This is a genomic window from Sphingobium wenxiniae, assembly GCF_007830065.1.
Lineage (GTDB): Bacteria > Pseudomonadota > Alphaproteobacteria > Sphingomonadales > Sphingomonadaceae > Sphingobium > Sphingobium wenxiniae.
Window position 1 is genome coordinate 337,537 of record NZ_VLKK01000001.1, and the last position, 26,742, is coordinate 364,278.

A 26,742-nucleotide genomic window follows, 5' to 3' on the forward strand; every position below is an offset into this window, starting at 1 on the left:
GCAGTTGCAGCAAATGAGGGGTTGCGAAATCCGGCGAGTGCTCCACTTTTAGGGCGTGACCCATTCCCCCCTTTCCCTCCCCCCTCTTCCGCCGCCCCCACAGGCGTTGCTGGACGGCGCGTCGCTTTTCCTCGATTTCGACGGGACGCTGACGCCGATCGCCGCCACGCCCGACGGCGTGGCGGTGGATCAGGACCTCCTCCGCCTGCTCGAACGGTTGCGCGAGCGGCTGGACGGCCGCCTCGCCATCGTCAGCGGACGTTCGGTCGCCACCTTAAGGGAGCTTGGCTTTTCTCCCTTTCTGCTGGCCGGCACGCACGGGCTGGAGTTCGCGCGCCCCGACGGCCCGGTCGAAGCGCCCGACCGCCCCGCCGCCGTGGATGCGGCGGAAGCCGCCTTCCACGCCTTTGCCGACGACAAGTCCGGCCTGCTGGTCGAGCGCAAGTCGATCAGCGTCGGCCTGCATTTCCGGGGTGCGCCGCAATGGGGCGAGGAAGCGGGCGGCCTTGCGGCCGATCTCGCCGCGCGGCACGGTCTTCAACTGCAACCGGGCAAGATGCTGTTCGAACTGCGCCCCGGCGGCGCGGACAAGGGCAGTGCGGTCCATGCCCTCATGTCCCGCGCGCCGATGAAGGCGGGCACGCCCCTCTTCATCGGCGACGACGTGACCGATGAGGAAGGTTTCGCCGCCGCCGCCGAACTGGGCGGAAACGGCATATTGGTGGGAACGCCCCGCGAAACGCGGGCAGGCTTTTCCCTGGAACAGGTGGCGGCCGTCAGGCATTATCTGCAACAAGGGGTGTCGGCCTGACCCGGCGGCCCCCTTTCGTGTGGAACCGGACAAAAAAGGGGGCAGACCAATAGTCGATCATAGCGACACTCTCATGGGCGGAAACGGACGGACGCTCGACCTCTGGCCCATCGGGAACTGCCAGGCGTCGGCCTTGATCGACCGGGCCGGGCGCATGATCTGGGCCTGCGTCCCGCGCGTGGACGGCGACCCGGTCTTTTCCGCGCTGCTGGACAACAAGGACTGGCGCAGCCCGGACGCGCGCGGTTTCTGGGCGATAGAGCTGGAAGGCTGCGTCCAGATCGAACAGCGCTATGTCCGCAACACGCCGGTCCTGGTCACACGGCAGAGCGACGCGCAGGGCAATGCCGTCGAAACCTATGATTTCTGCCCGCGCTACCGGCACAAGGGGCGCATGTACCGCCCCGTGGCCTTCGCCCGCGTGGTGCGGCCCGTGGCGGGATCGCCCCGTATCCGCGTCCGCTTTCGCCCGACGACGAGCTGGCATTCGGAACATGTGCCGATCAGCTACGGCTCCAACCATATCCGCATCGTGCTGTCCTACATGGCGATGCGGATATCGACCAACGCGCCCATCGGCCTCATCAGCCAGGAAAGCTGGTTCCGCCTCGAACATGACATCCATTTCTTCATGGGGCCGGACGAAAGCTTTTCCGACGCCCTGCGCCCCGCCATCGAACGGATGCTCGACGACACGGTGCATGAATGGCAGACCTGGGTGCGCAGCCTCGCCATTCCGCCCGAATGGCAGGAAGCGGTCATCCGCTCCGCCATCACGCTGAAACTCTGCCAGCATGAGGAGACGGGCGCCATCGTCGCGGCGCTGACCACGAGCATCCCCGAACATGCCGACAGCGGCCGCAACTGGGATTATCGTTACTGCTGGATCAGGGATGCCTATTATACGGTGGAGGCGCTCAACCGGCTGGGCGCGCTCGACGTGTTGGAAAGCTATCTCGTCTACCTTCGCAACATCGTGGACAATGCGCGCGGCGGGCATATCCAGCCGCTCTACGACGTGCGCGGCAACGCCACGCTGGAGGAATGGGAAGCCGCCAACCTGCCCGGCTATCGCGGCATGGGACCGGTGCGCGTGGGCAACGCGGCCTATTCGCAGATCCAGCATGACGCCTATGGTCAGATCGTGCTGTCCTCGGTGCAGGGATTCATCGACCAGCGCCTGCTCCGCATGGCGGGCCACGCGGATTTCGAGTCGCTGGAGGCGGTGGGCGAGCGCGCCTGGCAGGTCTATGACCAGCCGGACGCGGGCCTGTGGGAACTGCGCACCCGCGCCCATGTCCACAGCTACAGCGCGGTCATGTGCTGGGCCGCCTGCGACCGGCTGGCCCATGCCGCTTCCGCGCTCGACCTGCCGCTGCGCGCCGCGCATTGGAACAGCCGGGCGGAAGCCATGAAACAGCGCATACTCGAATGCGCATGGCGCCCCGACAGCAAGGCCATCTCCGCCAATTTCGAGGATGATGCGCGCGACGCGTCGCTGCTCCAGCTGCTCGACCTGCGCTTCCTCAAGGCGGAAGATCCGCAATTCATAGGCACGCTGGCCGCGCTCGAAACGGACCTGCGCCGGGGCAACAACATGCTGCGCTACAGCGCGCCCGACGATTTCGGCGAGCCTGTCACGGCCTTCAACGTCTGCACCTTCTGGCTGATCGAGGCGCTGCACCGCACCGGCCGCAGCGAAGAGGCCCGCGACCTGTTCGAGGAAATGCTGTCCCGCCGCACCGCCGCCGGGCTGCTTTCGGAAGACATCGATCCGGTGACGGGAGAATTGTGGGGCAATTATCCGCAAACATACTCATTGGTCGGCATCATCAACTGCGCCGTGCTGCTGAGCAAACCATGGAGCGTGATGCGATGAGCCGCCTGATAGTCATATCCAACCGGGTCAGTCGCCCCGGCAAGTCCAGCAACCAGGGCGGCCTGGCCGTCGCCCTCTCGCAGGCGTTGCGGGAAAGCCGGGGCATCTGGGTCGGCTGGTCGGGCGAGGTGACGGATCATTTCACCGGCCATATCGGCTTTGCGGAAGCCGACGGCGTCAAGACCGCGACCATCGACCTGGAAGAGCAGGATGTCGACGAATATTACAACGGCTACGCCAACAAGACGCTGTGGCCGCTCTTCCATTTCCGCATCGACCTGGCCGAATATGAGCGCGACTTCGAAGGCGGCTACAACCGCGTCAACCAGCGCTTCGCCGACTGCGCCAGCCCCCTGATCGAGCCGGAGGACATCATCTGGGTGCAGGATTATCACCTGATCCCGCTGGGCCAGATGTTCCGCGACCGGGGTCTCAAGAACCGCATGGGCTTCTTCCTCCACATCCCCTGGCCGCCCACGCGCCTGCTCGTCTCCCTTCCCCACCACACCAAGCTGGTGAGCAGCCTGTTCGCCTATGACGTGGTCGGATTTCATACCGAGGAATGGCTCGAATCCTTCCGCCACTATATCGAAAAGGAAATGGGCGGCACGGTGAAGGGCGACTATGTGACGCTCGGCGACCGCACCATACAGGCGATCGCCTGCCCCATCGGCATCAACGCGCAGGCTTTCGCGCAGGCCGCCACCAGCGAAACCGCGCAGAAGATGCACCGGCAGGTCCGCGCCTCGCTCCAGGACCGCGCCCTGATCGTCGGCGTCGACCGGCTGGATTACAGCAAGGGGCTGGAGGAGCGCTTCAACGGCTATGCCCGTTTCCTCAAGGATCACCCCGAATATCACCGCAAGGTCGTGCTGGCCCAGATCGCCCCGCCCTCCCGCGGCGAAGTGGAAAGCTACCAGCAGATCCGCGCCACGCTGGACGCGCTGGCAGGCCGCATCAACGGGCAATATAGCGATGTCGACTGGACCCCGATCCGCTATGTGAATCAGGGCTATCCCCGCGACCAGCTCGCCGGCATCTACCGCGCGGCGCGGATCGGGCTGGTGACGCCGCTGCGCGACGGCATGAACCTTGTCGCAAAGGAATATGTGGCGGCGCAGGACCCGGACGATCCCGGCGTGCTCATCCTCTCCCGCTTCGCCGGCGCCGCGATCCAGCTCAAGGACGCGCTGCTCATCAATCCCTACAGCCCGGAGGAGATGTCCGACGCGATCAGCCGCGCGCTCGACATGCCGCTCGAAAAGCGAAAGGCACGCTGGCGGGCGATGATGGACAGCGTGGAAACGCAGGACATAAGCTGGTGGCGCGAAGCCTTCACCAGCCGGCTGATGGCGGCGCAGGACAAGACCCAGCTTTCCGAAGCGGAAACGGCGAGCTGAATGGAAGACGAACCCACCGGCCTCATCGCCGGCCTGCGCGCCCGATCCTCTGTCCTGCTGGGCATCGTCGGCCTGGCCGCATGGATGGCGCTGTTGTGGTTCATGTTCGGCGACGTGCTCTAAAGCGCACCGATTGCGCCCCTGCCCGCTTTGGTCTATGGGCGGCGCCAAGCAGCCCCGGCACCCGCTGATCCCCTTCGATTCGCGTTTGCCGGGGCGCATTCTTTTTCAGGAAGACAGGAGCGCGCATGGCTCGTCGCCGCCAGATCTACGAAGGCAAGGCCAAGATCCTTTACGAAGGGCCGGAGCCGGGCACGATCATCCAGTATTTCAAGGATGACGCGACCGCCTTCAACGCGCAGAAGAAGGGCACGATCACCGGCAAGGGCGTGCTCAACAACCGCATTTCCGAGCATATCTTCACCCTGCTCGGCCAGATCGGCGTGCCCACGCACTTCATCCGCCGCCTCAACATGCGCGAACAGCTCGTGCGGCAGGTGGAAATCGTGCCCATCGAGGTGATCGTCCGCAACGTCGCCGCCGGATCGCTCAGCAAGAAGCTGGGGATCGAGGAAGGGACTCAGCTTCCCCGCACCCTGATCGAATATTGCTACAAGGACGATGCGCTCGGCGATCCGATGATCTCCGAAGAGCATATCGCCTGCTTCGGCTGGGCCACGCAGGAAGAGATGCACGACATCGCCGACATGGCGATCCGCATCAACGACTTCATGTGCGGCCTGTTCGCCGCCATCGGCATCCGCCTGGTCGACTTCAAGCTGGAATTCGGCCGCCTGTGGGACGGCGACTACAGCCGCGTCATCCTGGCCGACGAGATCAGCCCGGACGGTTGCCGCCTGTGGGACATGGCGACAGGCGAAAAGCTGGACAAGGACCGTTTCCGCCGCGATCTGGGCGGCGAAGTCGAAGCCTATCAGGAAGTCGCCCGCCGTCTGGGCCTGCTGCCCGAGGGCGCGGACACGACCGTGCTCGACCTCGACACCCACCGCAAGAAACGCAGCAAGGACTGACCTTTCCGGCGGACGCTTTCACCCCGTGATCGCGTCCGCCATCAGCTTGATCCCCAACAGCACCATCAGCACGTAAATCAGCGTGTAGAACCGCGCCGGATCGACCCGCCGCACCAGCACCACCCCGGCGAACGTCGCGGCGATCGCCACCGGCGCCAGCATCGCCGTCGCGGTCAGATTCTCCCGCGTGAACTCGCCCAGCGCGGCATAGGCGGGCACCTTCATCCAGTTCATCACGGCAAAGGCGATGGCGGTCGTCCCCACCAGCACATCGCGCGGCAGGCGCTTGGGCAGCACCCACATCTGAAAGGGCGGCGCGCCCGCATGCGCGATCTGGCTGGTGAAGCCCGTCGCCACGCCGAACAGCACCCCCACCCAGGCGGGAGAGTTGGACGGCAGCACGATGGCCCTGCCCCGCTCGACCCACAGCCTTTGCAGCCCGAACAGAACGGAAATCGCGCCCAACACGCCCAGAACGGCGGTTTCGGGCACCTCCGCCGCGAACAGATAGCCCAGCAGCACGCCCATCGCCATGCCCGGCAGCATCACGCACAGCACATGCCGGTCCCAGCTATGGCGGAACGCCCAGACGCTCACCGCATCCTGCAAGATCAGGATCGGCAGCAGGATCGCGGCGGCCCGGACCGGGTCGATCGCCAGCGCCATGACAGGCATCGCCAATGACCCGACGCCTGCGAATCCGCCCTTGGCGAGTCCCGAAATGACGACGGCGACGATGGCGCAGGCATAATAGAGCAGGGCGGAATCCATGGCACCGGCTAAAGCAGGTCGGCAAGCGGGTTGAAACCCCCTTTTGCGGCCAGTCTCACAGGACCGAAACGGCATATCCTCTTGCTTGCGCGGGCTGCCGCGCCTAGGGGATCGCAAAAGCCATCCACGGAGTTCCGCACCTCATGAAAGCCCGCATCTTCGTCACCCTCAAGGGCGGTGTCCTCGACCCGCAGGGCAAGGCGATCCATCATGCGCTCGAAGGTTTAGGCTTTGGCGGCGTCAACGACGTGCGCGCCGGCAAGCTGATCGAGCTGGACCTGGCCGACGGCACCAGCGACGAAGATATCGACGCCATGTGCCGCAAGCTGCTCGCCAACACGGTGATCGAAAACTACCGCATCGAAAAGGTGGCCTGAGCCATGAGAAGCGCCGTCATCGTCTTCCCCGGCAGCAACTGCGACCGCGACCTCGCCGTGGCGTTCGAGACGGTTACGGGCGCGAAGCCCGCAATGATATGGCACCGCGACACGGACCTGCCCGCCGACATCGACCTGATCGGCGTGCCCGGCGGCTTTTCCTATGGGGACTATCTGCGCTCCGGCGCGATGGCCGCGCGCTCCCCGGTCATGCAGGCGGTGGCGAAGGCGGCGGACCGCGGCGCCTATGTGCTGGGCATCTGCAACGGCTTTCAGGTGCTCACCGAAAGCGGCCTGCTCCCCGGCGCGCTGCTCCGCAATGCGGGCGGCCATTTCGTCTGCCGCGACGTGGCGCTGACCGTCGAGAACGCCCAGAGCGCCTTCACCAGCCGCTATGATGCGGGCGAAACGGTGACCTATCCCGTCGCCCATCATGACGGCAATTATTTCGCGGACGCGGCAACGCTCGACCGGCTGGAAGGTGAAGGCCGCGTGGCGCTGCGCTATGCGGAGGGCGTCAACGGCTCGGCCCGCAATATCGCGGGCATCCTCAACGAAACGGGCAATGTGCTGGGCATGATGCCCCATCCCGAACGCGTGATCGAAGCCGCCCACGGCAAGACCGATGGCCGCCGCCTGTTCGAAGGGCTGGTCGAAGGACTGATGACCCGCGCTTGAGGGCGCGTCTTCCGTAAGATTGGGCTTGCCGCTATTGGCGGTTCTGGGTGGATTGCGGACGTGCGGAGTCCTCTTTCCTCCGTCGCTGGGACGACGGAGGGTTGGACGGCGGAAACTGGCCGATTTCCCCCATGCCGGCGAAAGGCGAAGCGCCATTCCATCCTCGTCGATATCGGGATCGGCCTGCTTCAACAGCGCGCGCGGCCGCGCCAACAGCGCACCCCGCCAATCGGCCGGTTCCTCGATCGTCGTCAATCAACCGGGCCGGCGATTTCTCCGTCGTGGCGACATTCCTCTTCCGACAGCCGGGGGCGCTATCCGTCCCTATGATAGTCATAATCATGGGCGCGTCCCTGCTGCTTGGTCAGGATGCCGCCGATGATGGTTCCCCCCGCGCGCCGCAACCGCTCGACCGCGACCCGCAGCCCGCCATGATGGTTGCGCCCCCATTCCACCACCAGCACCGTCGCCTGCGCCTTGGCCGCCAGCAGCGGCGCATCGGCCAGCCCCAGGATCGGCGGCGCATCGATCAGCACTGTATCGAATCTCTCCCGCGCATGATCTATCAGCCCGTCGAGCGCGGGCGTCGCCAGCAACTCGCCCGGATTGGGCGGAACGGCGGCGCAGGGCAGGACGGACAGCCCCGTCACGCCCGTTTCGATGACGGCGTCCTCCACGCGCGCCTGCCCGGTCATGACCTCGCTGATGCCGATAGCGGGAACCAGTCCGAAAAGCCGATGCTGCACCGGCCGGCGCATGTCCGCATCGACCAGCAGCACCTTCTTTCCCAGCGCCGCCAGCGCCCGCGCCAACGCATTGAGCGTCAGCGACTTGCCCTCGCCCTCCTGCGCGCTGGTGACGAGGATGGATCGCGGCAATCCCTCCACCGATGCCAGCAGCAGCGAGGATGCGATGGGGCTGAATATCTCCTGCGGCTGCGCCCGGTCGCCCGTCACCGGCACCGCGCCCAGCATGGGCAGGCCTACGCGCTCGCCCAGCGTCTCGGCCGACGTCACCGCATCGTCGAAGATATGGCGCAGCCCCACCAGCAACAGCCCCAGGAACAGCCCCCCCAGCGAGGCAAGCAGCATCGTGCTGCCGACATGGGGCGAAGAGGGCCGCGCAGGCACCGCCGCCCGGTCCAGCGGCTGGATGCGCCCTGCCTGGAACCCGGCTTGCGAAGCCATGTCGCGGTAACGCTGCAACAGGCTGTCGTGCAGCAGCCGGAACGTATCGACCTGCCGTTCCATGATGCCGATCTGCACGTCGCGCCCGCGCTCCACCTGTGCCTGCCGTTCCAGATCCTTGATTTCCGACGCGATCTGCTTTTCGCCATGGATCGCTACGTCATATTGCTCTTTCAGCGAGGCGCGGATGGTGTTCGCCATCGCATTCGCCTGATCCTCCAGCGCCGCCAGCCGCGCACGGGCCTCGCGCATTTCAGGATGATCGTCCTTGCGGAACTGGCGTTGGCGGACCAGTTCGGCCCGCGCTTCGGCCCTTTGCGTCATCAATTGCTGCATCGCGCCGTTGTTCAGCACTTCGGGCAGGGTATCGACGCTGGAAAGGCGGGCGCTTTCCCACTTCTTCTGCGCCGCGATCCGCTCCGCCGCCGCCTGCGCGCGAAAAGCGTTGAGTTGCGCCAGCCGCGTCGCCACCGATCCCTGCGGCGTGGGCGCGGCGGCATCGCCATCGTCCTTCGCATCCGCCGGAACGCCGCCGACCCGCGCGGCATAGACCGCCATATCGCGCTCCGCCCGCTCCAGGTCCTGCCGCGCCCCATCCAGCTCACCCAGCAGGAAACGCCGCGCCTGCACGCCCGATTCGAACCCGCGCTTCAGGTCCGCCCTGATCAGGCTGTCGGCATAGCTGTTGGCGACCCGCGCCGACAGCACCGGATTGGCGCTGGTGAAGCTGATAAGGATAACCCGCGATTTGCCCGGCAAGTCGATATCCAGATTGTCCTGTAATAGTTTGAGGGCGGTTTCCTGCTCCACCTGCCGCTGGCTGAGCGAACCCGCGCCCTGCTCCGGCCGCTTGTGGCCCATGCCGTCGAAGAAGGTCCGGCTGCCCACCAGCGCCAGTTCCCGTGCCACATCCTCGGCCAGGGCGCGGCTGCGGAGCACTTCGAGCTGCGTCTGCATCAGGGATTCGGTGTCGCCCGGCGTGCTGGGCCGCTGCGTCGCGCCAGCGCCCGCCGCGCCGGCGGGAACGTCCTCCACCTCCACCGAAGCGGTCGCGCGATAATCCGGCGTCGCCATCAGGATGAAGAGCAGACCGGCCAGCACGCACAGCGCCATGGTCAGGAACAGGATCACGCGATGCCGCCGGACGATGGCCCACCCCCGCCACGCCGCCGCGACCATGCGCGCCGGACGCCCTTCCTGCGCGAGCATCGCGTCCTCTTCGGGGATCATGCGGCGTATCTCCCTCATTTGCCGTCCAGCACGATGAAGGCGGTCGTCAAAGCGGGCGCGGCCAGCAGAACGCCGCCCACTATCGCCTTGGCACGAGACAGGCCCACGATCACCATGTCGCCCGGCAGGATTTCGGGATCGGCGGCATCGCCCTTGCGGATTTCCGACAGGTTGAACATGGCCGCCTTGCGCTGCCCCTCTTCCTCCCGCACGACGACGATCTGGCCGAGGCTGGCGAGCCGCGTCGGCCCCTTCGCCATCGCCACCGCCTGGCTGAGCGTCAGCCGCCCGTCAAAGGGAAACAGCCCCGGCTCGCGCACTTCGCCGTCGATGGTGATGCGCCGCCCCACCGCCTGCTTCACGAAGACCGTGACCTGCGGCGACACCAGATAGCGCTGCCCCAGCCGGCCGGCGATCACGTCCGACGCCTCGCTTGCGGACAGTCCAGCCACCGACACATCCCCGATCAACGGCATCCGCACCATGCCCGCCGCCGTCACCCGCGCATCCTCCAGCGACAGGTCCGGCTCATGATAGATGCTGACGCGCAGCACGTCGTCCGGCGCGATGCGATAGTCCATGCCGACGGCCTGCGGCGCGGGAATGGCGGCGTAGGCTTCCTTGCCGCGCGGCGCATCCTCCACCGTGGAGCAGCCCGCCACAGCCGCGCAAAGCGCGGCACAGGCCGATACGCCTATCCTGCCGTGGAAAGACCGCTTCATCCGTCCGGACACCCCTTTCGATCCAATGCCGCACCGTCAGGCAAGCGGCTGGGCTTGGGGGTTAGCGGCGCGTCGACCCTATGGCAACCGCCGCTTGGATGGGCCGCGCGCTCTTGGCGATGGCCGGCGGCGCGTCCGTCAGACCGCGATCCTCCCGGTCGGAGCGTCGGGAATCCGGCGCGGCTGGTCCGGCCAGATGCCGCGCGTATCGTAGACCGCCTTGCCGGCGCGCTCGTCCACGGGGACGGATTTGAACATGTCATGATCGACAAGAATGACGAAAACGCCACATTGTTCCAGAGCCGTATCGAGGTCCATCAACTCAGCGCCCGTGCCTGCGAACTCCATCGGCAATGCCTGGGCATAGGGTTCGACCAGCCTGATCCGGCGCCCATAACGCCGGGCCAGCCGCGCCGCGACCTTGACCGCCGGGCTTTCGCGGAAGTCGTCGATATTCGGCTTGAAGGCGAGGCCCAGGCAGGCGACCGTTTCGCCCGGAAATTCGTCGATCAGGTCCGATGCCCTGGCGACGACATAGTCCGTCTTGCCGTCGTTCACTTCGCGCGCGGTTCGGATCAGCCGGGCATTTTCCGGGTCGCCATGCACGATGAACCACGGATCGACCGCAATGCAATGGCCGCCGACGCCGGGTCCGGGTTGCAGGATATTGACGCGCGGATGCCGGTTGGCGAGGCGGATCACCTCCCACACGTCGATGTCCATCCGCTCGGCGATCACCGACAATTCATTGGCGAAGGCGATATTCACGTCGCGAAAGCTGTTCTCGACCAGCTTCACCATTTCCGCCGCGCGCGCCGTGGTGGTGATGCACTGGCCGCGCACAAACTGGCGGTAAAAGGCCAGCGCCTTGCGCGCGCAGCGGGGCGTGATGCCGCCGATGCAGCGGTCATTATCGATCAGTTCCACCAATATGCGGCCCGGCAACACCCGCTCGGGGCAATAGGCGATGGCGATGTCGCCCGCAACGCCGGGGCCGGGCATTTTGAGGTCCGGCCGAAGCTGCGCGAACAGGTCGCGCATCGCCTCTGTCGTTCCTACCGGAGAGGTGGATTCGAGGATTACCACGTCCCCCGCCTTCAATACCGGCGCGACCGTCCGCGCCGCTTGGAGCACATGGGAAATGTCGGGCGCGCGGTCTTCGGCCACGGGCGTGGGCACCGCGATGATGAATACGTCGCTCGCCTCGACTGCAAGACTGGCGCGCAGATGACCCCGCGACACTACGCCCTGCACCAGCCCGTCGAGATCGACCTCCTCAATATGCACACGGCCCGAATTGACGGTTTCCACGACATGCGCGCTCACATCCACGCCCACGACCTGTGCGCCTCCACGCGCGATCAACGCGGCGGTAGGCAGGCCGATATAGCCAAGACCAATGACGGAAACCTTCTGCTTGGTGTCGACGGGCATGAAACGATCCTGAAAAGCCTGTGATTTCGCTTTCGTTTCTGCCGGGAAATGCTGAAGATTTCGGTAACGACCGCTTGCCTGCGGACCTGATATTGATTTTGATTAAAAATAATTAACCGGCGAATAGCCTTTGGGGGATGCGTTGCGGCTGCACATATGTCACTGACGGCGCGTCCTTTCTGCCCGACAGCAAGATGGGATATGCCCCTCGCCCCATCCCTTGCGGGCGGGGGGCAGTTTCATGCTGCCGTCGCGATGATGCTGGCGATCCGCGCCGCCGCCTTACCGTCGCCAAAAGGGTTATGCGCCCGCGCCATAGCGCCATAGGCCGCTTCATCGTCCAGCAGCGACAGCACTGCGCGCACGATCCGCGCGCGGTCCGTCCCCACCAGCTTCGCCGTGCCAGCCGCCACGCCTTCGGGCCGTTCGGTCGTCTCGCGCATCACCAGCACCGGCTTGCCCAGCGAAGGCGCTTCCTCCTGCACCCCACCGCTGTCCGTCAGCACCAGATGGCACATATCCAGCAACCGCACGAAATGCGGATAATCCAGCGGCTCGATCATCGCGACATTGGCCTTGTCCCCCAGCATCGCGTCCATAACCGGGCGCACATTGGGATTGGGATGCACAGGGAAGATCACCGCCACATCGGGCCGCGCGGCGATATCGGCGATGGAACGCGCGATCGCCTCCATCCCGCCACCGAAATTTTCCCGCCTGTGGCTGGTGACGGCGATAATCCGCTTGCCCGCAAAGCGCGCCGCCAGATCGTCCAGCCCGGCCGCCAGAGACGGCTCCGCCATCACCCGCTCCCGCGTGGCGAGCAGCGCGTCGATCACCGTGTTGCCGGTGACATGGATGCCCTTCGCATCGCGATTCTCCTTGCGCAACGCTTCGGCGGCCGCGTCGGTCGGCGCGAAATTCATGTCTGCGATGCAGGCGACCACGCGCCGGTTCACTTCTTCCGGCCAGGGATGATGAATGTCCCCGCTCCGCAGCCCCGCTTCCACATGGGCCACCGGAATCTTGCGATAATAGGCTGCGAGGCTCGCCACCATGGTGGTCAGCGTGTCGCCGTGCACGACCACCCGATCCGGCCTTTCCGCATCGAAAGCCGCGCCAAGCTCGACGATCAGCTTCGCCGTCAGTGCATCCAATGTCTGATTGGGAGTCATCACATCCAGATCGACGTCCGGCGCAATCCCGGCAATCTCCAGCACCTGATCCAGCAGTCCGCGGTGCTGCGCCGTCACGATGACGCGCGTGTCCACATGAGTCCGCGCTTTCAGCGCATGGATCACCGGAAACAGCTTGATCGCTTCGGGCCGAGTCCCGAAAACCAGCGCAACCTTCATCATCATCCCTTTGTCTGCTTCATCTCCCTTTGCAGACAAAGGTAACGATGGCGTTTACGCCTTGAGCTTCCATCCCTTTTTGAGCAGCGCGTAGCACAGCAGCCCAAGACCGATGTTGAGCGCCAGCAGCACGATGCTGCCCACCACCACATCGCCGTCGGTCGCGGCAACGAAGCCATAGCGGAAGCCCGAAATGGCATAGAAAAACGGATTGGCGTGACTGATCGTCCGAAACGCCGGCGCCAGCCGGTCGATCGAATAGAAAGTGCCGGACAGCAGCGTCATCGGCCCGATCACGAAATTGGTGATCGCGGCGGCATGATCGAACTTTTCCGCCCAGATCGACGTCAGCACGCCGATGAAGGCCGTCAGCCCCGCGCCCATCAGCCCAAACCAAAGAATCGCCCAGGGATGCGCGGGAGTCACATGCACGCCCGGCCACAGCGCCATCGCGCCCCACAATGCGAGGCCCACGGCAAAGGCGCGCGTCACCGCCGCGCCCACCAATGCCAGCAGCAGTTCGCTGCTCGACAGCGGCGGCATCAGATAATCGATCAACGTCCCCTGCATCTTGCCCGCCAGCAGGGAAAAGCTGCTGTTCGCAAAGGCATTGTTCATCATGCCCATGATCATGAGACCCGGCGCGATGAAATCGGCGAAGGGCACACCCAGCACCTGCCGCCCCGCCCCGCCCAGCGCGACCGTGAAGATCACCAGGAACATCAGCGTGGTGACGGCGGGCGCCCAGATCGTCTGGAGCTGCACTTTCATGAAGCGGCGCACTTCCTTGACGTAGAGCGCGCGCGCACCAGCCCAGTTGACGTTGCGAATGACCATCTCACCCGGCTCGTGGAATGGCGGGATCTCGGACACGGAGGCTGCAATTTTGGACTGGTCGTTCATGGCTGGATCGACTATCGGCTGGGCGGATAACCCGCAAGGATGTTGTGCGCGGATTTGAACCCGCGCCGGCGCGCCCCATATAGGGTGCAATTCTTGGAATGTGAGGAGTTTTTCATTGTCCTGGACCGACGAGCGCATCGACCAGCTCAAGGCTATGTGGGAAAAGGGCCTGACCGCCAGCCAGATCGCGGATGAGTTGGGCGGCGTCAGCCGCAACGCGGTGATCGGCAAGGCGCATCGTCTGGGCCTGCAATCCCGGCCTTCCCCCGTGAAGGCGAACGAAGCGCCGAAGAAGCCCGCCGTCTCGCGCAAGCCCGCACCCGCTGCGGCGCCCGCGCTCGATCCGGCGCCCCGCGCCGCCGCGCCCGTGCCGCAACCCGCGCCCGTGCGCGCAGCGGCTCCCGCAGCGCCGGCGCCTGCCCCTGCCCCTGCCGCCCCGGCAGCAGCCGCGCCGCAACAGCCGGCCGCCCCGCAGCCGCGCATCATCTCCGTCGGTCCCGGCGGCTTCCTGCGTCAGGGTCCGGGCGATCAGCAGGCGCCGATTCCTCCCGCGCCCCCGCGCCGTCTGGTTCCCGCCAAGCCCAGCCCGGAAATCGCGGACAAGACGTCTCTGCTCGACCTGACGGAGCGCATCTGCAAGTGGCCGCTGGGCCATCCGGGTGAGCCGGACTTCCATTTCTGCGGTGAGCCGGTGAATCCCGGCTTTCCCTATTGCGTGGAACATTGCGGCCGCGCCTATCAGGCGCAACTCCCGCGCGGCACCCGCCGCCCGCCCCCGCCTCTGCCTTTCGGCGGCCCGCGCGTGCGTTGAGGCAGGGCGCTCAATCGGCCTATTCAACGGGCCAGCAGATTGAGCGCTCGCGTCATCAGCGCAACGAAGCGCGGTTCGTCCAGGCGGGTGGTAGGATTGTTCCATGATCCGCTGACGGCATACCAGTTTCCGTCGCTCGCCTGCGCGAGGAAGTTCATGGCCATGACGCCCGGCTCCGAGCCGCCCTTATAGCCCAGATAGCGCCAGCGGGCGGCGTCGGCGGGAGCTATGCCGGGGTTAACGGCCATGATGGGTAGAGCGTCTCCGCCATGGCGGCGGAGCCAGTCCAGCAGGGCGACTTCATCCTTGGGCGACGCAAACCATTCGAGGCTGTCGATATAGACGGGCGTTTCGGCGACCGAGCCGACATCCACGGCCTTTGCGTCAAGACGCGCGGCGTTTTCGCGAAGGAGCGCACGGCGCTGATCGGGCGAGGCCGCTTCATAGCGGCGTCGCAGATCGCCATTGGCAGGCATTTTCAGGGCAAAGGCTTCGGCGGTGGTGAGAAGCGGGAGAGCCGCGTCGGTGCTGGCGTGTCCGGTGCGGAGAAGGAGGGCGTCGACCTTCCCGCGGCCCAGGGCGAGCAGCAGCGTGTCGGCGGCGCTGTTGTCGCTTTCCGCGATCATCGCGGCGGCAAGGCTGTGGTGCGTCATGGGAGCATTGACGGGATAGGCGGCAAGGCGGCCGGAGAAGCTCTTGCGCGCGAGCGGGATCACGTCGCTCCAGCGGCGTTCGCCCGCCTCCACGGCCCGGGCGAGTTCAGCCAGCACATACAGCTTGAAGGAGGAGCCGATCGCCATCTGGCGGTCCGGTTCGCGGGAGGCGATCCATTGCGGGCCGCTATCGGTCAGGCGGGCGATGGCGAAGGCGCTGCGCCCCGGAAGGGCATCAATGTCGTTGATGACCTTGATAAGGCTGTCATCAGCCTGTTTCGCGCCGACGACCTGAAGGCCGACCACGCGGCCCGGCGGTTGCGACGCGACGACGAGGGTGAAGCCGACCGTGGCGCGTTCATAGCGCACCTCCACCTGGCCGGCGGTCGGGCCGTTCTGACGGACGGAGCCGAGGGACAGCGGCTTGCCATATTGACGGCGCAGATCGGCGGTGAGCTTGCGCCACTGGTCCACGGGGACGGCATCGAGGAAGAGGGTGGAAAAGAAGTCCCGTTCCGCTCCGTCCGTGGCGAGCAGCATCACCAGTTGCTGCGCGCGCGCCTGATAGGTCGGCGCGACCTGCGCGCGGGCGGCGAGCGGAAGCAGCGCCAGCGCGAACAGGACCAGCGCCCCCAGCGCCCTCATGCGTCGATCGCCTCTTCATCCACCGCCGCCGCGTTTTCCTGAATGAAGGCGAAGCGGTGCGCCGGGTTGTTGCCCATCAGGCGGTCGACCAGATCGCGAACCTGCTGACGGTCCTCATAATCGTCGGGCAGGGTGATGCGGATGAGGCTGCGGGTTTTGGGGTCCATGGTGGTTTCGCGGAGCTGGCCGGGATTCATTTCACCCAGGCCCTTGAAGCGGCTGACTTCCACCTTCTTGCCCTTGAATTCCTTCGCCAGCAGTTCCTCGCGATGGGCGTCGTCCTTCGCGTAGAGGCTCTTGCCGCCCGCGACGATGCGGTAGAGCGGCGGCTGGGCAAGGTAGAGATGGCCGCGCCGCACCAGTTCCGTCATCTCCTGAAAGAAGAAGGTCATGAGCAGGGTCGCGATATGCGCGCCGTCCACGTCCGCGTCGGTCATGATGACGATGCGATCGTAGCGGAGATTGTCGGGGTTGCAATCCTTGCGCGTGCCGCAGCCCAGCGCGAGGATCATGTCGGCGATTTCCTGATTGGCGAGGATCTTGGCGGTGTTGGCCGATGCGACGTTCAGGATCTTGCCGCGCAGGGGGAGGATGGCCTGCGTCTTGCGGTCGCGGGCCTGCTTGGCGGAGCCGCCCGCGCTGTCGCCTTCCACCAGGAAGATTTCGGTGCCTTCGGGATCGTCGGTGGAACAATCGGTGAGCTTGCCGGGGAGGCGGAGTTTGCGGGCGGAGGTCGCGGTCTTTCGCTTGACCTCCTTCTCCTGCTTGCGCTTGAGGCGCTCGTCCATGCGGTCGAGGACGTAGCCGAGCAGCGCCTTGCCGCGCTCCATATTGTCCGTCAGGAAATGGTCGAAATGGTCGCGCACGGCGTTTTCGACAAGGCGCGCGGCTTCGGGAGAGGTCAGGCGGTCCTTGGTCTGGCTCTGGAACTGGGGATCGCGGACGAAGACGGACAGCATGATTTCCGATGACGTCATGATGTCGTCGGCGGTGATGTCCTTGCCCTTCTTCTGCCCCACAAGGTCGGCGAAGGCGCGGATGCCCTTCACCAGCGCGGCGCGCAGGCCCGCTTCATGGGTGCCGCCATCGGGGGTCGGGATGGTGTTGCAATACCAGCTATAGCTGCCGTCCGACCAGAGCGGCCAGGCGACGGCCCATTCGACGCGGCCCGCGGTTTCGGGGAAATCCTGATTGCCGGAAAAGAACTGGCTGGTGGCGCATTCGCGGTCGCCGACCTGTTCCTTCAGATGATCGGCAAGGCCGCCGGGGAACTGGAACACGGCTTCGGGAGGGGTGTCGTCGGTGATGAGGTCCGGCGCGCATTTCCAGCGGATTTCGACGCCCGCGAACAGGTAGGCCTTGGACCGGGCGAGGCGGTAGAGGCGGGCGGGCTTGAATTTCTGTTCGCCGAAGATTTCGCTGTCGGGGATGAAGGTGACGGAGGTGCCGCGCCGGTTGGGGGCCGCGCCGACCTTTTCGAGGCCGCTGGTGGGCAGGCCCTGCGAGAAGCTCTGGCGATAGAGCTGCTTGTTGAGGGCGACTTCGACCACGGTGACGATGGAAAGCGCGTTCACCACGCTGATGCCCACGCCGTGCAGGCCGCCGGACGTGGCATAGGCCTTGTCGGTGAACTTGCCGCCGGAATGAAGGGTGGTGAGGATCACCTCCAGCGCGGATTTGCCGGGGAATTTGGGATGCAGGTCGACCGGGATGCCGCGCCCGTTGTCGGTGATGGTGAGGCGGTTGCCCGGCTCCAGCGTCACCTCGATCCGGGTGGCGTGGCCTGCGACGGCTTCGTCCATGCTGTTGTCCAGCACTTCGGAGGCGAGGTGGTGAAGGGCGCGCTCATCCGTGCCGCCGATATACATGCCGGGCCGACGGCGGACCGGCTCCAGCCCTTCGAGGACTTCGATGGTGGAGGCGTCGTAACCGGAGGAAGATGCGGGCTGGTTCGCGAACAGATCGGACATAGGCGATAGCTATAAGGCGCAGCGCCCGCGCGCAAGGATTTGCGGCGAGGTCGCGTTAACGTCCGCCATGTCGGCAACGCGGCATCATTGATGAAAATAATCATACACCTGCCGCGCCACCGCCCTGGAAACCCCTGGCGCGCGCTGCAAATCCTCCAGCGCCGCATCCTTCACCGCGCGCGCCGTGCCGAAATGCATCAACAGCGCCTTCTTCCGCGCCGGACCGATCCCCGGCACGTCATCGAGCGAACTGGTCGTGATCGCCTTGCTGCGTTTCTGCCGGTGTGCTCCGATGGCGAAGCGATGCGCCTCGTCCCGCAGCCGCTGAAGGTAGAACAGCACCGGATGATTGAGCGGGAAAGTCACCTCCCGCCCGTCTGGCAAATGGAACACCTCCCGCCCTTCGCGGCCATGATGCGGCCCCTTGGCGATGCCGATCATACACACATCCTCGATGCCCATTTCCTCCAGCATCGTCCGGGCGGCCGACAATTGCCCCTTGCCGCCGTCGATGAGCACCAGGTCGGGCCATTCCCCGCCGTCGCGATCAGGATCTTCCCGCTGGGCTTTGCCGAAGCGCCGTTCGAACACCTCCCGCATCATCGCGAAATCGTCGCCCGGCATGGTTTCCGGATTCCTGATGTTGAACTTGCGATAGGCATTCTTGCGGAATCCCTCCGGTCCGGCGACCACCATCGCGCCCAGCGCATGACTGCCCTGGATATGGCTATTGTCGTATATCTCGATCCGGTCGGGCACGCCGTCCAGGCCGAATGCCTCGACCATCTCGCCAAGGATTTTCGCCTGCGTCGTCGTTTCCGCCAGGCGCCGATCCAGCGCCTCCACCGCATTGCGCTGCGCCTGTCGGATCAGGCGGGTCCGCGTGCCCCGCTGCGGCACTTCGATCCGCACCTTTGCCCCGGCCCGTTCCGCCAGTGCCTGCGTCATCAACTCGCAGTCCGCCGGCGCACGGTCGGCTAGGATCAGCCGGGGCGGCGGCACTTCCTCATAAAATTGCGCCATGAAGCTCGCCAGCACATCGTCCTCCGCCACTTCGGCGGTGTGGACCGGGAAGAAGCTGCGATGCCCCCAATTCTGTCCGCCGCGAATGAAGAAGGCCTGGATGCACATCGCACCACCCTTTGCCGCCAGCGCGAAGATGTCTGCATCCCCCAACCCCTCGGCATTGATCGCCTGACTGCCCTGAATGAAGGTCAGCGCCTTGAGCCGGTCCCTCAGCATGGCCGCCTGCTCGAAGTCGAGGGCGTCGGACGCGGTCTGCATCGCTTCCCCCAGCTTGCGCTGCACCGCCGTCGACTTGCCGCCCAGAAAGTCCTGGGCGTCCTTCACCAGTTCGGAATAGCCCGCTTCGTCGATCCTCCCGACGCAGGGGGCCGAACAGCGGCGGATCTGATACAGCAGGCAAGGCCGCGAGCGGTTGGCAAAGAAGCTGTCGGTGCAGGACCGCAGCAGGAACAGCTTCTGCAAGGCGTTGATCGTCCGCGTCACCGACCCGGCGCTGGCAAAGGGCCCATAATAGCGCCCCTTATATTTCCTCGCCCCGCGATGCTTTTGCACCCGGGGGAACGCATGATCTTCGCGCAGCAGAATGAAGGGGAAGCTCTTGTCGTCCCGCAACAGCACATTATAAGGCGGACGGAAGCGCTTGATGAGCTGCGCTTCGAGCAGCAGTGCTTCCGCTTCGCTGTTGGTCGTGACGATCGTCATCGACCGGGTCTGGGCGACCATGCGCTGCAACCGCCGGGGCAGCCGGTCGACCTGGGTATAGTTCGCAACGCGGTTTTTCAGGACCCGCGCCTTGCCGACATACAGCACCTCTCCACGCGCATCCTGCATCCGATAGACGCCGGGACGCGAAGGCAATGTCTTCAGCGTCGTGCGGATCGCCTCCACGCCGGCATCGATGTCGGGTTGGCTGCCCCTTACCGTGAAGGTGGCCTTGTCTTCATGAAAGCGGTCGGGAGATTGGGGACGCGACATGATGCTGAGATAGCGGGAGGCGCGCGGATCGCAATGGCGACGTGGCACCGCCGGCGGATTTACGTAGCCGGCAAGACAAGGAGGTTATGCGGTTGGCAGGCAAGGATCAAGTGATGGCGATTTTCGGCCAGGAGCTGACGTTGCCGAAACATAAACATCCGTTCGCCACACGACTTTGAAGCTCCCTAATCGAAAAAGGGCCAGCACGAAACCGCGCCAGCCCCTGATTTCGTTGACCGATCTCTTGCCCGTCAGGCTACCGGGCCAAGATCCCTGATTGCGCCATCCACCAGGGCCTTGTCAGCTTTCGCATCATGGCCATCGGCGATCAGCGTGGCCGCGGCGCTTGTCGCGGCATTGACCGCGCGGGCGCGAATGGCGGCGACGGCAGAGCGCTCGGCGGCGCCGATCTTGTCTTCGGCCATTTTCTGTCGGCGCGCCACGAGCGCGACGGCATTGGCCTTGGCGTCTTCCAGAAGCGTCTCCGCTTCATGCTCCGCCGATTTGCGCATGGCTTCAGCCTCGCCAGCGGCGGCGGCCAGCTTCGCTTCATATTCCGCCTTCAACGCCTCGGCTTCGGCGCGCAGCTTGGAGGCTTCCTCAAGCTGCGCCTTGATCTGGGCGATCCGGTTGTCGAGAGCGCCGCCGATGAGACCGGGCACTTTCTTAACCAGCAGCAGCACGATGAACACCGCCATCGCCAGGCTGACCCAGCCTGTAGCGTCCATGCCCACTGCCTTGGGATCGGTATGAGGTGAGATGCCTTCATGCGCGACGGTGCCGACCGGCTCCATCCCTTCGGCGTGGATCGCCTCGCCCAGACTGGGCGCTGCTTGGCTTTGTCCTGCTGCCTCAGCCATGGGCCAGTGCTGCCTTTACTGCGTTACGGGCCGCTGCTTCCGTCGCTTCAACGCCGGAAATACGGGCCACCATGTCGCGCGCCGCGTCGACGGCGACGGTTTCAATCTGTGCCATGGCCGCGTTGGATGCGGCCTGGATGCGGGATTCCGCAGCGCTGATGAGGCTCGCGACCTCCGCATCGGCGGCGGCAAGCTTCCGTTCGGAATCCTTGGCGGCGTCGGCCTTTGCCTTTGCCAGCACCGCCTGAGCGGCGGCACGGCTTTCGGCTTCGCGGGCACGATAATCCGCCTCCACCTCGTCAGCGCGGGCAAAGGCGGCCTTCGCCGCGTCGAGGTCTCCGGAAATCTTCGCGTCGCGCGCGTCCGCCGTCCCCTGCACCTTTGGCACCATGCCCAGGCCGATGACGAAGAACACGAAGCCGAACGTCAACAGCAACCAGAAGATCTGGGATGAATAGGTTTCGGCGATTTGCGCGATTTGAGGCATTTCGAATCCGTCCGATCAGGCGCGGTCAATTCAAGGAGCGGGCGAACGGCGCCATTGGCCGTCCGCCCGCTTCCCAAGCGGTTGTCAGGCCACGAACACCAGGATCATGGCGATAACGAACGCCAGCAGACCCAGCAGTTCCGCAGCGGCGAAACCGATGAACAGGCGGCCCTGCTGGCCATCGGCGGCGCCAGGGTTGCGCAGCGCACCTTCGAGGAACGAAGCGAAAACATTGCCCACCCCAAGCGAGGCCAGACCCGCACCGATGGCGGCCAGACCAGCACCGAGCAGCTTCGCGGCTTCTGCGTCCATGTTGTAAACTCCTTTTCTAAACTCTTTTAAGCGTTGAACAAATTTGGAAAATTTAGTGCAGGTTCTCGGCGTCGTTGATGTAGACCGAGGTCAACAGCGCAAACACATAGGCCTGGATGACAGCGACCAGCACTTCCAGCGCGCTGATGCCGATCATGAGGAGGAAGCTGGCCGAACCGACAGTGAGGCCATAGCCGAGGCCCGCGTTGGAACTGTTGATGACGAAGCCCGCCAGCACCTTGAGCAGGACGTGCCCGGCGGTCATGGCCACGAACAATCGCAGGCCAAGGCTGAACGGACGGACCAGAAAGGAGACCAGCTCGATCGGAAAGATGACCGGGATCATCGGCAGCGGCGTACCGTGCGGCACGAACAGCGAGAAGAAGTGCAGGCCATGCTTCCAGAAGCCGACGATCAGCACGATCGAGAAGCTCAGGATCGCCAGCACGCCGGTCGCGGTGAAATGGCTGGTGAAGGTAAAGGGGTGCAGGCCGAGCAGGCCCAGCGGCAGCAGGCCCAGCAGGTTCGCCAACAGGATGAACATGAACAGCGAGAAGACGTATGGAATATATTTCTTGCCGCCCTCGCCCACATTGGCGACCAACAGGCTCTTGATGAAGCCGGTCATATATTCGACCGCCATCTGCCAGCGGCCGGGGACCAGTTCACGCTTCATGCCGCCGACGACGAAAATCCACAGCACCACAGCGGCGGCCACCATATAGAGCGCGCTGTTGGTGAAGGCGATGTTGAAACCGCCGATGGACAGGTGATCGGTCCCGAACAGCGGTTCGATCGCAAACTGATGCATCGGATCGATTTTACCGGATTCTGCCACTTTGACCCCTGCGTGCCTTGTCTTCGAACTAAGACAAAAGCGTCCCTCTATTGATCGGGACGCTTCGTCGTCAATCTGATGATATTCCTGAAAGCCACCACGATCCCAAGACCGAGGAAAACCAGCAGGAGCCATGGGGACGTGCCAAGCAGCCGGTCGAGAACCCAGCCGATCAACGCGCCGCCGGCAAGACCCCCAATCAGCTCCGCAAGGACCCTGTTGCCCAGCCGCGAGCCATCGTCAGGCTGCTGCTCGACCGTCCCCTGTCTGACCTTTTCGGCTTGTTCGGCCTGCGCGATCCGCTCCTCCAACGAAGTGATCCGCGCGTCCTCCCCCGCCGGGTCCTGCCCAGGTGTATCCGCAGCCATGGCCTCTCCCTCCGTTCGGATGAACTTGCTGGAGCGGCAATGAAGCGTGCGGCTGCACCCGTCAAGGCGCGGCCCGTTTAGAAAGGCGTTTCGGGATAGTCAACCGTGCATGGGATGGAGATGGTTTTCCCCATGCCGCGCAACGGAATGCCGCGCGGCATGGGTCGGATCAATTCGCCGTCGCGCAATAGGAAGGCAGCGCGATCGCGCCCGCGCCCTTGGTTTGCCAGGCCCCGCCGCCGATCCGGTAGGCCTGGCCCGGCTTCACCCGGCTGCTGAGCGTTTGGCAACCGGTGGCCGCCGCGACGTCCTGCACCGTCACCCCCCGCTTGCTGGCCAAGCCGGTATAGGCGGCCCGGCGCTTGATATTGATCGATTCGACTTCGGCTTTCACATCCGCGCCGACCGATCCGGCGATGCCGAGATAACCGTCGGCCTGTTCGCCGACCGTCCCCGCCGCGATGGCCGAGGCGACGGCCCCGGACTGCGCCTGCGCCGGCATATTCATGGCAAGGCCCGTCGCCAATGCGATCACGGCCCCGACGGCGATCGTTGCAATCATGCGTGTCATTGCGGGAACAACTCCGGATTGTTCTGGATCAGATCCTGCGCGTCGCGTTGCAGTTTCACCACAACTTCCTGCTGGATCTTCACATTGAGGTTGATCTCGATAGGCTTGTCGGGTGCCTTCACCTGAATACAGCCCCCCAAGGCCAGGCTGGCGATGCTCGCCGTCATGATAGTCGCTTTTCTCATTTACGCTCCCTGTCTGGCGCAGTGTCGCTTGACGCAGGCTGAACCGCAACCCCTTCGCGCATCTTCTGCTGCACTTCATCGCCGATGCTGTTCTGGATCAGGCTGTTGGGATTGACGAGCGACTGGGCCGTGCCCATCAATCCCCGGAAAGGCGCGGCAATCCGCACGTTGAAGATAAACGGCAGGCCGATGAAATTCCGCGCGATGCCGCTGGGCGCATCGCTCAATTTCCCGCGATTGACGCCGTTGAAGACCACATTGGTCACCATTTCGCCATCCAGCGCGCCATCCATCAATATGGTCAGGCACTTATATTGCAGGTTCTTGAGGGCGTCGAAGGCCATCTTGCCCATGACGCCAAGCTGTTCGTTCGAAACCGGCCCCACATAAGATAGTACGCCGGATTGGCGCGTGGGATCGCAGGGGATGGTGGGCAGCACGCCTTCCGGCATCATCAATTGCGGCATCCCCTGCTGCCTGGCGACCAGCACGCCGCCGACGATGCGCCCGCCATTCGCGTTGAAGATGAGCGGCATGATTCCATCGAACGTTCCGGTGGCCGACACATTTTCCAGTTCCATCGCCTGAATGAATGCGCCCGCATCCAGCCCCAGAACGCGGAACGTCATATAGCGGTCGACGTCCGCGCTGAAATCCATGGTGGTGGGCAGCAGAACCAACTGCCCGCCGGCAAAGGGCCACCCGCCCCCTTCGATATGCACGTGCTGATCGGGTTCCAGGCGATAATGCACGACGCCGTCATACACCTCGACGCCGGGATTGACCGACTTGATCCGTACTTCCTGACCCGGCGCGCTCACCAGTCCCAGCAGGTCTGTGAACCGCAATTCGCCCGAAAGGCCCTGCACGGGACCGAAGGCGGCCGCCAGATCGGCATTGTCCGTGCGGAAAAGACCGTCGCTGGTCACGGCCGAACCGTTCCACCGGATATGCCCTTCACCGCTGACGGTGGCCGATACGTTGGCGACCACGCCCAGGGCCAGGCTGGTCAGATCGTCGGGCTGAAGGCGTGAATCGAACAGGATGCCGGGAACGGCGAGGTCCGCCCTGCCCCGCGCGCTGTCGAGATCATGGACAATGTCCGCGCGGGCTACCAACGCATCGTTTCGCGGCGCGCGCAGATTACCCGTCGCGGCGATGCGTCCTCCTTTCAACGTCAGGGCGAAATCCGGCACGTCCAGCGGATTGAACCGCGCTTTCTGCTCCGCGTCCCGCACCGACAAGGCCGCTTTGAGCGTCAGCACGCCGTCCGCGAAACGCCAGTCGCCCCGAACTTTTTCCACAAGGAGGGGGACAGCGCCTATCCGTCCCCCCGCATCCTCGACCCGGCCGACAAAGCCCCCATCGGCCATGCGGCCATCCAGCTTAACCGCAGCCAATCGGACGGGCGCGTCCCGCGGCCCCACCGCAAAGACGACATTGGCGAGCTGGAAACCGGTCTTGCCCAGCTTCACTCTTGCCTCATCCGCCGACAGACGCATGGGGCTGGCCCCGCTGCGCCCGTCAAGCGCAACTTTCCGAACCGAGATGCCGCCGCGCAAGCCGCCCGCGCCAGTGGACAGCATAGCCTCTCCGGGCAGCGGGCAGACGGTTTGCCGCATCCGGCCCAGCGCAAATCCCCCATAGCGTGCTTCGGTCAAGGAGACAGGGACGCATCGGCTGTTGATGGCGAGCGCTCCACGGGACGTCATCGCGCCTTCGACCGGCACCGAAAGCCCTCTTATCCTGCCGTCGGGCAAAGGCCCGTCGAGTCGCAGGACCGTCGAAAAGCGGGTCTGCCCTTCCGATCCGGCCGAAAATCGCACCGGCTCCAGGGACAAGGTCGCGCCTTCGGCGGCATAGGGATCGACAAACAACTGCCCGCCAAATCCGCCACTCGGCCGCTTTGCAAGCCGCAACGCCGCTCGCGGCAAGCCGCCGCCTTCGGTCGTCAGCGCTCCATCCAGCGCCCAGTCCATGCCCGCCCCTTGCCGGCCCGGCCAGGCAAGCGTGAAACGACCGTCCCGCGACAGATCGGCCCGCGCGCCGCTTCGCGCGGTGAAATGCGTGTCGTTCAGGACAAGGCTGCCGGCCCTCTCGCGCTGGACGAACGCCACGCGCGTATGGAGAAGATTGTCCTCGCCCGCGCGCTGCAACGCATCGGCCAACCGCCTGGCCACGGGACCGACGGGCGATCCTGCGGCCGATTCGCGCATGGCGGCTAGAGGATCGCGCGCCGCCGACGCATGAATATGCCGCGCCGACGCTTCTCCCTGGAAATCCGCGCCGCGGCTTCCCACGTTCCACACCCCGTTGAGCGCCACCTGTTCGGCGAGCGCCCCCGCTCCTGAAAAGGCGCGCGCGGCGATGCGCGCACGTCCGCCGGTGCTTTTGGCCGTGCCGTCGAAAGCGATCCGCGCCGACGGGGCAGCCAGCACGATTCCATTGGATTTGAGCGCTTCGCCATCGATCTGGACCGTCCCGGTCCAGCGATCCAAAGCCTTGCCGAGCGACAGATCGATATTCGCGACCGGGCGGGCCATGGCCGTGGCCGCGTCCCGGCAGGCCAGCGCCTCTCCCCGCAGCGGCCCCGACAGGCGCGGCCGTCCCGCGCTCATGGCGATATCGAGCCAGGCCGATCCGCCCGCAAGGCCGCAGCCGGACAGTCGCGCACGGGGCATGACGGCGGCGAGCTTGCCGCGAAATCCGGACTGGAGATTACCCTTCCCGTCGATCCGCATACCCACGGCCCCGGCATCGGTATCAAGCCGAACCCGCGCATCGGTCAGCGACAGAAGGAGGTCCGGCAGGCTGAACGGTTCGGCAGAGGTCGGGTCGCGGAACTTATCCAGTTCCCCCAGATCGAGGACGCCGCCATGCAACGACGCGCGCATTCTCACGCCGTCCGCGCGGACGGCCGCCAGTTGCGGCGTCACGCCGGCAAAGGCGATGTCGACTTCCAGCCACCGGGCAGTGAAATCCGGATCGGCCGGGTCACCCAGCACGATATTTTCGATCCGCTGGGTGCGCAGGCCGATATGCGTCAGGTCATAGCTTGCCTGGACGCCGCGCCGGTTCAGTTCGCGGCTGATGAAATTCTCGGCGATCGGGGCACGTTGCGTCCATAGCGCGGCCAGCACCAGCGCCAGCAATCCCACGCCCAAGCCCAGCCAGCGCAACCAGCTTCGGCGAACCTTCTTTTCGCCGTCATCTTCTTCCATCCGTCTGGTCAACCCCGGCTCTCGAACCGCATTTCTATCCGT

The 26,742-nt window shown here is 65.1% G+C and carries 25 protein-coding genes; 8 read left to right on the forward strand and 17 right to left on the reverse strand.

Annotated features, from left to right (window positions below; translation table 11 throughout):
• Nucleotides 1–55: 55 nt before the first annotated feature.
• From otsB to purC, 5 genes are all read left to right on the forward strand, one after another.
• Nucleotides 56–811, forward strand: coding sequence for a trehalose-phosphatase (gene otsB, locus IQ35_RS01570; protein WP_145071750.1), 756 nt, complete (start codon nt 56–58; stop codon nt 809–811).
• A gap of 73 nt (nt 812–884) precedes the next feature.
• Complete coding sequence (locus tag IQ35_RS01575; RefSeq protein ID WP_021246340.1) at nt 885–2,690, forward strand: glycoside hydrolase family 15 protein; 1,806 nt, start codon at nt 885–887, stop codon at nt 2,688–2,690.
• On the forward strand, nt 2,687–4,090 hold the full coding sequence (gene otsA, locus IQ35_RS01580) for an alpha,alpha-trehalose-phosphate synthase (UDP-forming) (RefSeq protein WP_145071752.1): 1,404 nt from the start codon (nt 2,687–2,689) through the stop codon (nt 4,088–4,090). Before IQ35_RS01575 ends, otsA begins: the two co-directional genes overlap by 4 nt.
• Nucleotides 4,091–4,213 carry a hypothetical protein gene (locus IQ35_RS21710; protein ID WP_021246338.1) on the forward strand — a complete coding sequence of 41 codons (123 nt, stop codon included), beginning with the start codon at nt 4,091–4,093 and terminating at the stop codon, nt 4,211–4,213.
• A 125-nt stretch (nt 4,214–4,338) separates the two neighbouring features.
• Complete coding sequence (gene purC / locus IQ35_RS01585) at nt 4,339–5,121, forward strand: phosphoribosylaminoimidazolesuccinocarboxamide synthase (protein ID WP_021246337.1); 783 nt, start codon at nt 4,339–4,341, stop codon at nt 5,119–5,121.
• An 18-nt stretch (nt 5,122–5,139) separates the two neighbouring features.
• Here the strand turns inward: purC and IQ35_RS01590 are convergent, their stop codons facing one another.
• The gene (locus IQ35_RS01590) at nt 5,140–5,892 is read right to left on the reverse strand and encodes a sulfite exporter TauE/SafE family protein (protein WP_021246336.1); all 753 of its coding nucleotides are present in this window, start codon (nt 5,890–5,892) and stop codon (nt 5,140–5,142) included.
• Nucleotides 5,893–6,035: 143 nt separating this feature from the next.
• On the opposite strand from IQ35_RS01590, the gene purS reads away from it, so the two are divergent.
• Both purS and purQ read left to right on the forward strand, forming a co-directional pair.
• The gene (gene purS / locus IQ35_RS01595; RefSeq protein ID WP_021224554.1) at nt 6,036–6,269 is read left to right on the forward strand and encodes a phosphoribosylformylglycinamidine synthase subunit PurS; all 234 of its coding nucleotides are present in this window, start codon (nt 6,036–6,038) and stop codon (nt 6,267–6,269) included.
• A gap of 3 nt (nt 6,270–6,272) precedes the next feature.
• Nucleotides 6,273–6,947, forward strand: a complete 675-nt coding sequence (purQ, locus tag IQ35_RS01600; RefSeq protein ID WP_021246335.1) for a phosphoribosylformylglycinamidine synthase subunit PurQ — start codon at nt 6,273–6,275, stop codon at nt 6,945–6,947.
• Nucleotides 6,948–7,261: 314 nt separating this feature from the next.
• Here the strand turns inward: purQ and IQ35_RS01605 are convergent, their stop codons facing one another.
• From IQ35_RS01605 to IQ35_RS01625, 5 genes are all read right to left on the reverse strand, one after another.
• On the reverse strand, nt 7,262–9,364 hold the full coding sequence (locus tag IQ35_RS01605; RefSeq protein ID WP_021246334.1) for a GumC family protein: 2,103 nt from the start codon (nt 9,362–9,364) through the stop codon (nt 7,262–7,264).
• A 14-nt stretch (nt 9,365–9,378) separates the two neighbouring features.
• Nucleotides 9,379–10,086 carry a polysaccharide biosynthesis/export family protein gene (locus tag IQ35_RS01610; protein ID WP_021246333.1) on the reverse strand — a complete coding sequence of 236 codons (708 nt, stop codon included), beginning with the start codon at nt 10,084–10,086 and terminating at the stop codon, nt 9,379–9,381.
• A gap of 138 nt (nt 10,087–10,224) precedes the next feature.
• Nucleotides 10,225–11,520: a UDP-N-acetyl-D-mannosamine dehydrogenase gene (gene wecC / locus IQ35_RS01615; protein ID WP_145071754.1), complete on the reverse strand. Its 1,296-nt coding sequence runs from the start codon at nt 11,518–11,520 to the stop codon at nt 10,225–10,227.
• Nucleotides 11,521–11,759: 239 nt separating this feature from the next.
• Nucleotides 11,760–12,875, reverse strand: a complete 1,116-nt coding sequence (wecB, locus tag IQ35_RS01620) for a non-hydrolyzing UDP-N-acetylglucosamine 2-epimerase (RefSeq protein ID WP_145071871.1) — start codon at nt 12,873–12,875, stop codon at nt 11,760–11,762.
• A 54-nt stretch (nt 12,876–12,929) separates the two neighbouring features.
• The gene (locus IQ35_RS01625; RefSeq protein ID WP_145071756.1) at nt 12,930–13,778 is read right to left on the reverse strand and encodes an ABC transporter permease; all 849 of its coding nucleotides are present in this window, start codon (nt 13,776–13,778) and stop codon (nt 12,930–12,932) included.
• Between the two features lie 115 nt (nt 13,779–13,893).
• Between IQ35_RS01625 and IQ35_RS01630 the strand changes: the two genes are divergently transcribed.
• Nucleotides 13,894–14,589 (forward strand): GcrA family cell cycle regulator, encoded by a 696-nt coding sequence (locus IQ35_RS01630; RefSeq protein ID WP_145071758.1) that lies wholly within the window; start codon nt 13,894–13,896, stop codon nt 14,587–14,589.
• A 23-nt stretch (nt 14,590–14,612) separates the two neighbouring features.
• On the opposite strand, the gene IQ35_RS01635 is transcribed toward IQ35_RS01630, so the two are convergent.
• The 11 genes from IQ35_RS01635 to IQ35_RS01685 form a co-directional block, all read right to left on the reverse strand.
• Nucleotides 14,613–15,887: a serine hydrolase gene (locus tag IQ35_RS01635; RefSeq protein ID WP_145071760.1), complete on the reverse strand. Its 1,275-nt coding sequence runs from the start codon at nt 15,885–15,887 to the stop codon at nt 14,613–14,615.
• The gene (gene parE / locus IQ35_RS01640) at nt 15,884–17,857 is read right to left on the reverse strand and encodes a DNA topoisomerase IV subunit B (protein ID WP_062065967.1); all 1,974 of its coding nucleotides are present in this window, start codon (nt 17,855–17,857) and stop codon (nt 15,884–15,886) included. The genes IQ35_RS01635 and parE overlap by 4 nt, the downstream gene beginning before the upstream one ends.
• Nucleotides 17,858–17,941: 84 nt before the next feature.
• On the reverse strand, nt 17,942–19,858 hold the full coding sequence (uvrC, locus tag IQ35_RS01645) for an excinuclease ABC subunit UvrC (protein ID WP_145071762.1): 1,917 nt from the start codon (nt 19,856–19,858) through the stop codon (nt 17,942–17,944).
• A 251-nt stretch (nt 19,859–20,109) separates the two neighbouring features.
• Nucleotides 20,110–20,718: a F0F1 ATP synthase subunit B family protein gene (locus IQ35_RS01650; RefSeq protein WP_021246325.1), complete on the reverse strand. Its 609-nt coding sequence runs from the start codon at nt 20,716–20,718 to the stop codon at nt 20,110–20,112.
• Nucleotides 20,711–21,205 (reverse strand): F0F1 ATP synthase subunit B family protein, encoded by a 495-nt coding sequence (locus IQ35_RS01655; protein ID WP_021246324.1) that lies wholly within the window; start codon nt 21,203–21,205, stop codon nt 20,711–20,713. The genes IQ35_RS01650 and IQ35_RS01655 overlap by 8 nt, the downstream gene beginning before the upstream one ends.
• A gap of 84 nt (nt 21,206–21,289) precedes the next feature.
• Entirely contained in the window at nt 21,290–21,517 is a 228-nt protein-coding gene (locus IQ35_RS01660) for a F0F1 ATP synthase subunit C (RefSeq protein ID WP_021240110.1), read from the reverse strand.
• A 52-nt stretch (nt 21,518–21,569) separates the two neighbouring features.
• Complete coding sequence (locus IQ35_RS01665) at nt 21,570–22,355, reverse strand: F0F1 ATP synthase subunit A (protein WP_031291891.1); 786 nt, start codon at nt 22,353–22,355, stop codon at nt 21,570–21,572.
• 47 nt (nt 22,356–22,402) lie between these two features.
• The gene (locus IQ35_RS01670; protein WP_021246322.1) at nt 22,403–22,723 is read right to left on the reverse strand and encodes an AtpZ/AtpI family protein; all 321 of its coding nucleotides are present in this window, start codon (nt 22,721–22,723) and stop codon (nt 22,403–22,405) included.
• Nucleotides 22,724–22,892: 169 nt separating this feature from the next.
• Nucleotides 22,893–23,294: a YdbL family probable chaperone protein gene (locus IQ35_RS01675; RefSeq protein WP_021246321.1), complete on the reverse strand. Its 402-nt coding sequence runs from the start codon at nt 23,292–23,294 to the stop codon at nt 22,893–22,895.
• Nucleotides 23,291–23,479 carry a YnbE family lipoprotein gene (locus tag IQ35_RS01680; RefSeq protein ID WP_031291890.1) on the reverse strand — a complete coding sequence of 63 codons (189 nt, stop codon included), beginning with the start codon at nt 23,477–23,479 and terminating at the stop codon, nt 23,291–23,293. The genes IQ35_RS01675 and IQ35_RS01680 overlap by 4 nt, the downstream gene beginning before the upstream one ends.
• On the reverse strand, nt 23,476–26,700 hold the full coding sequence (locus IQ35_RS01685) for an intermembrane phospholipid transport protein YdbH family protein (protein ID WP_145071764.1): 3,225 nt from the start codon (nt 26,698–26,700) through the stop codon (nt 23,476–23,478). The genes IQ35_RS01680 and IQ35_RS01685 overlap by 4 nt, the downstream gene beginning before the upstream one ends.
• Nucleotides 26,701–26,742: the final 42 nt, after the last annotated feature.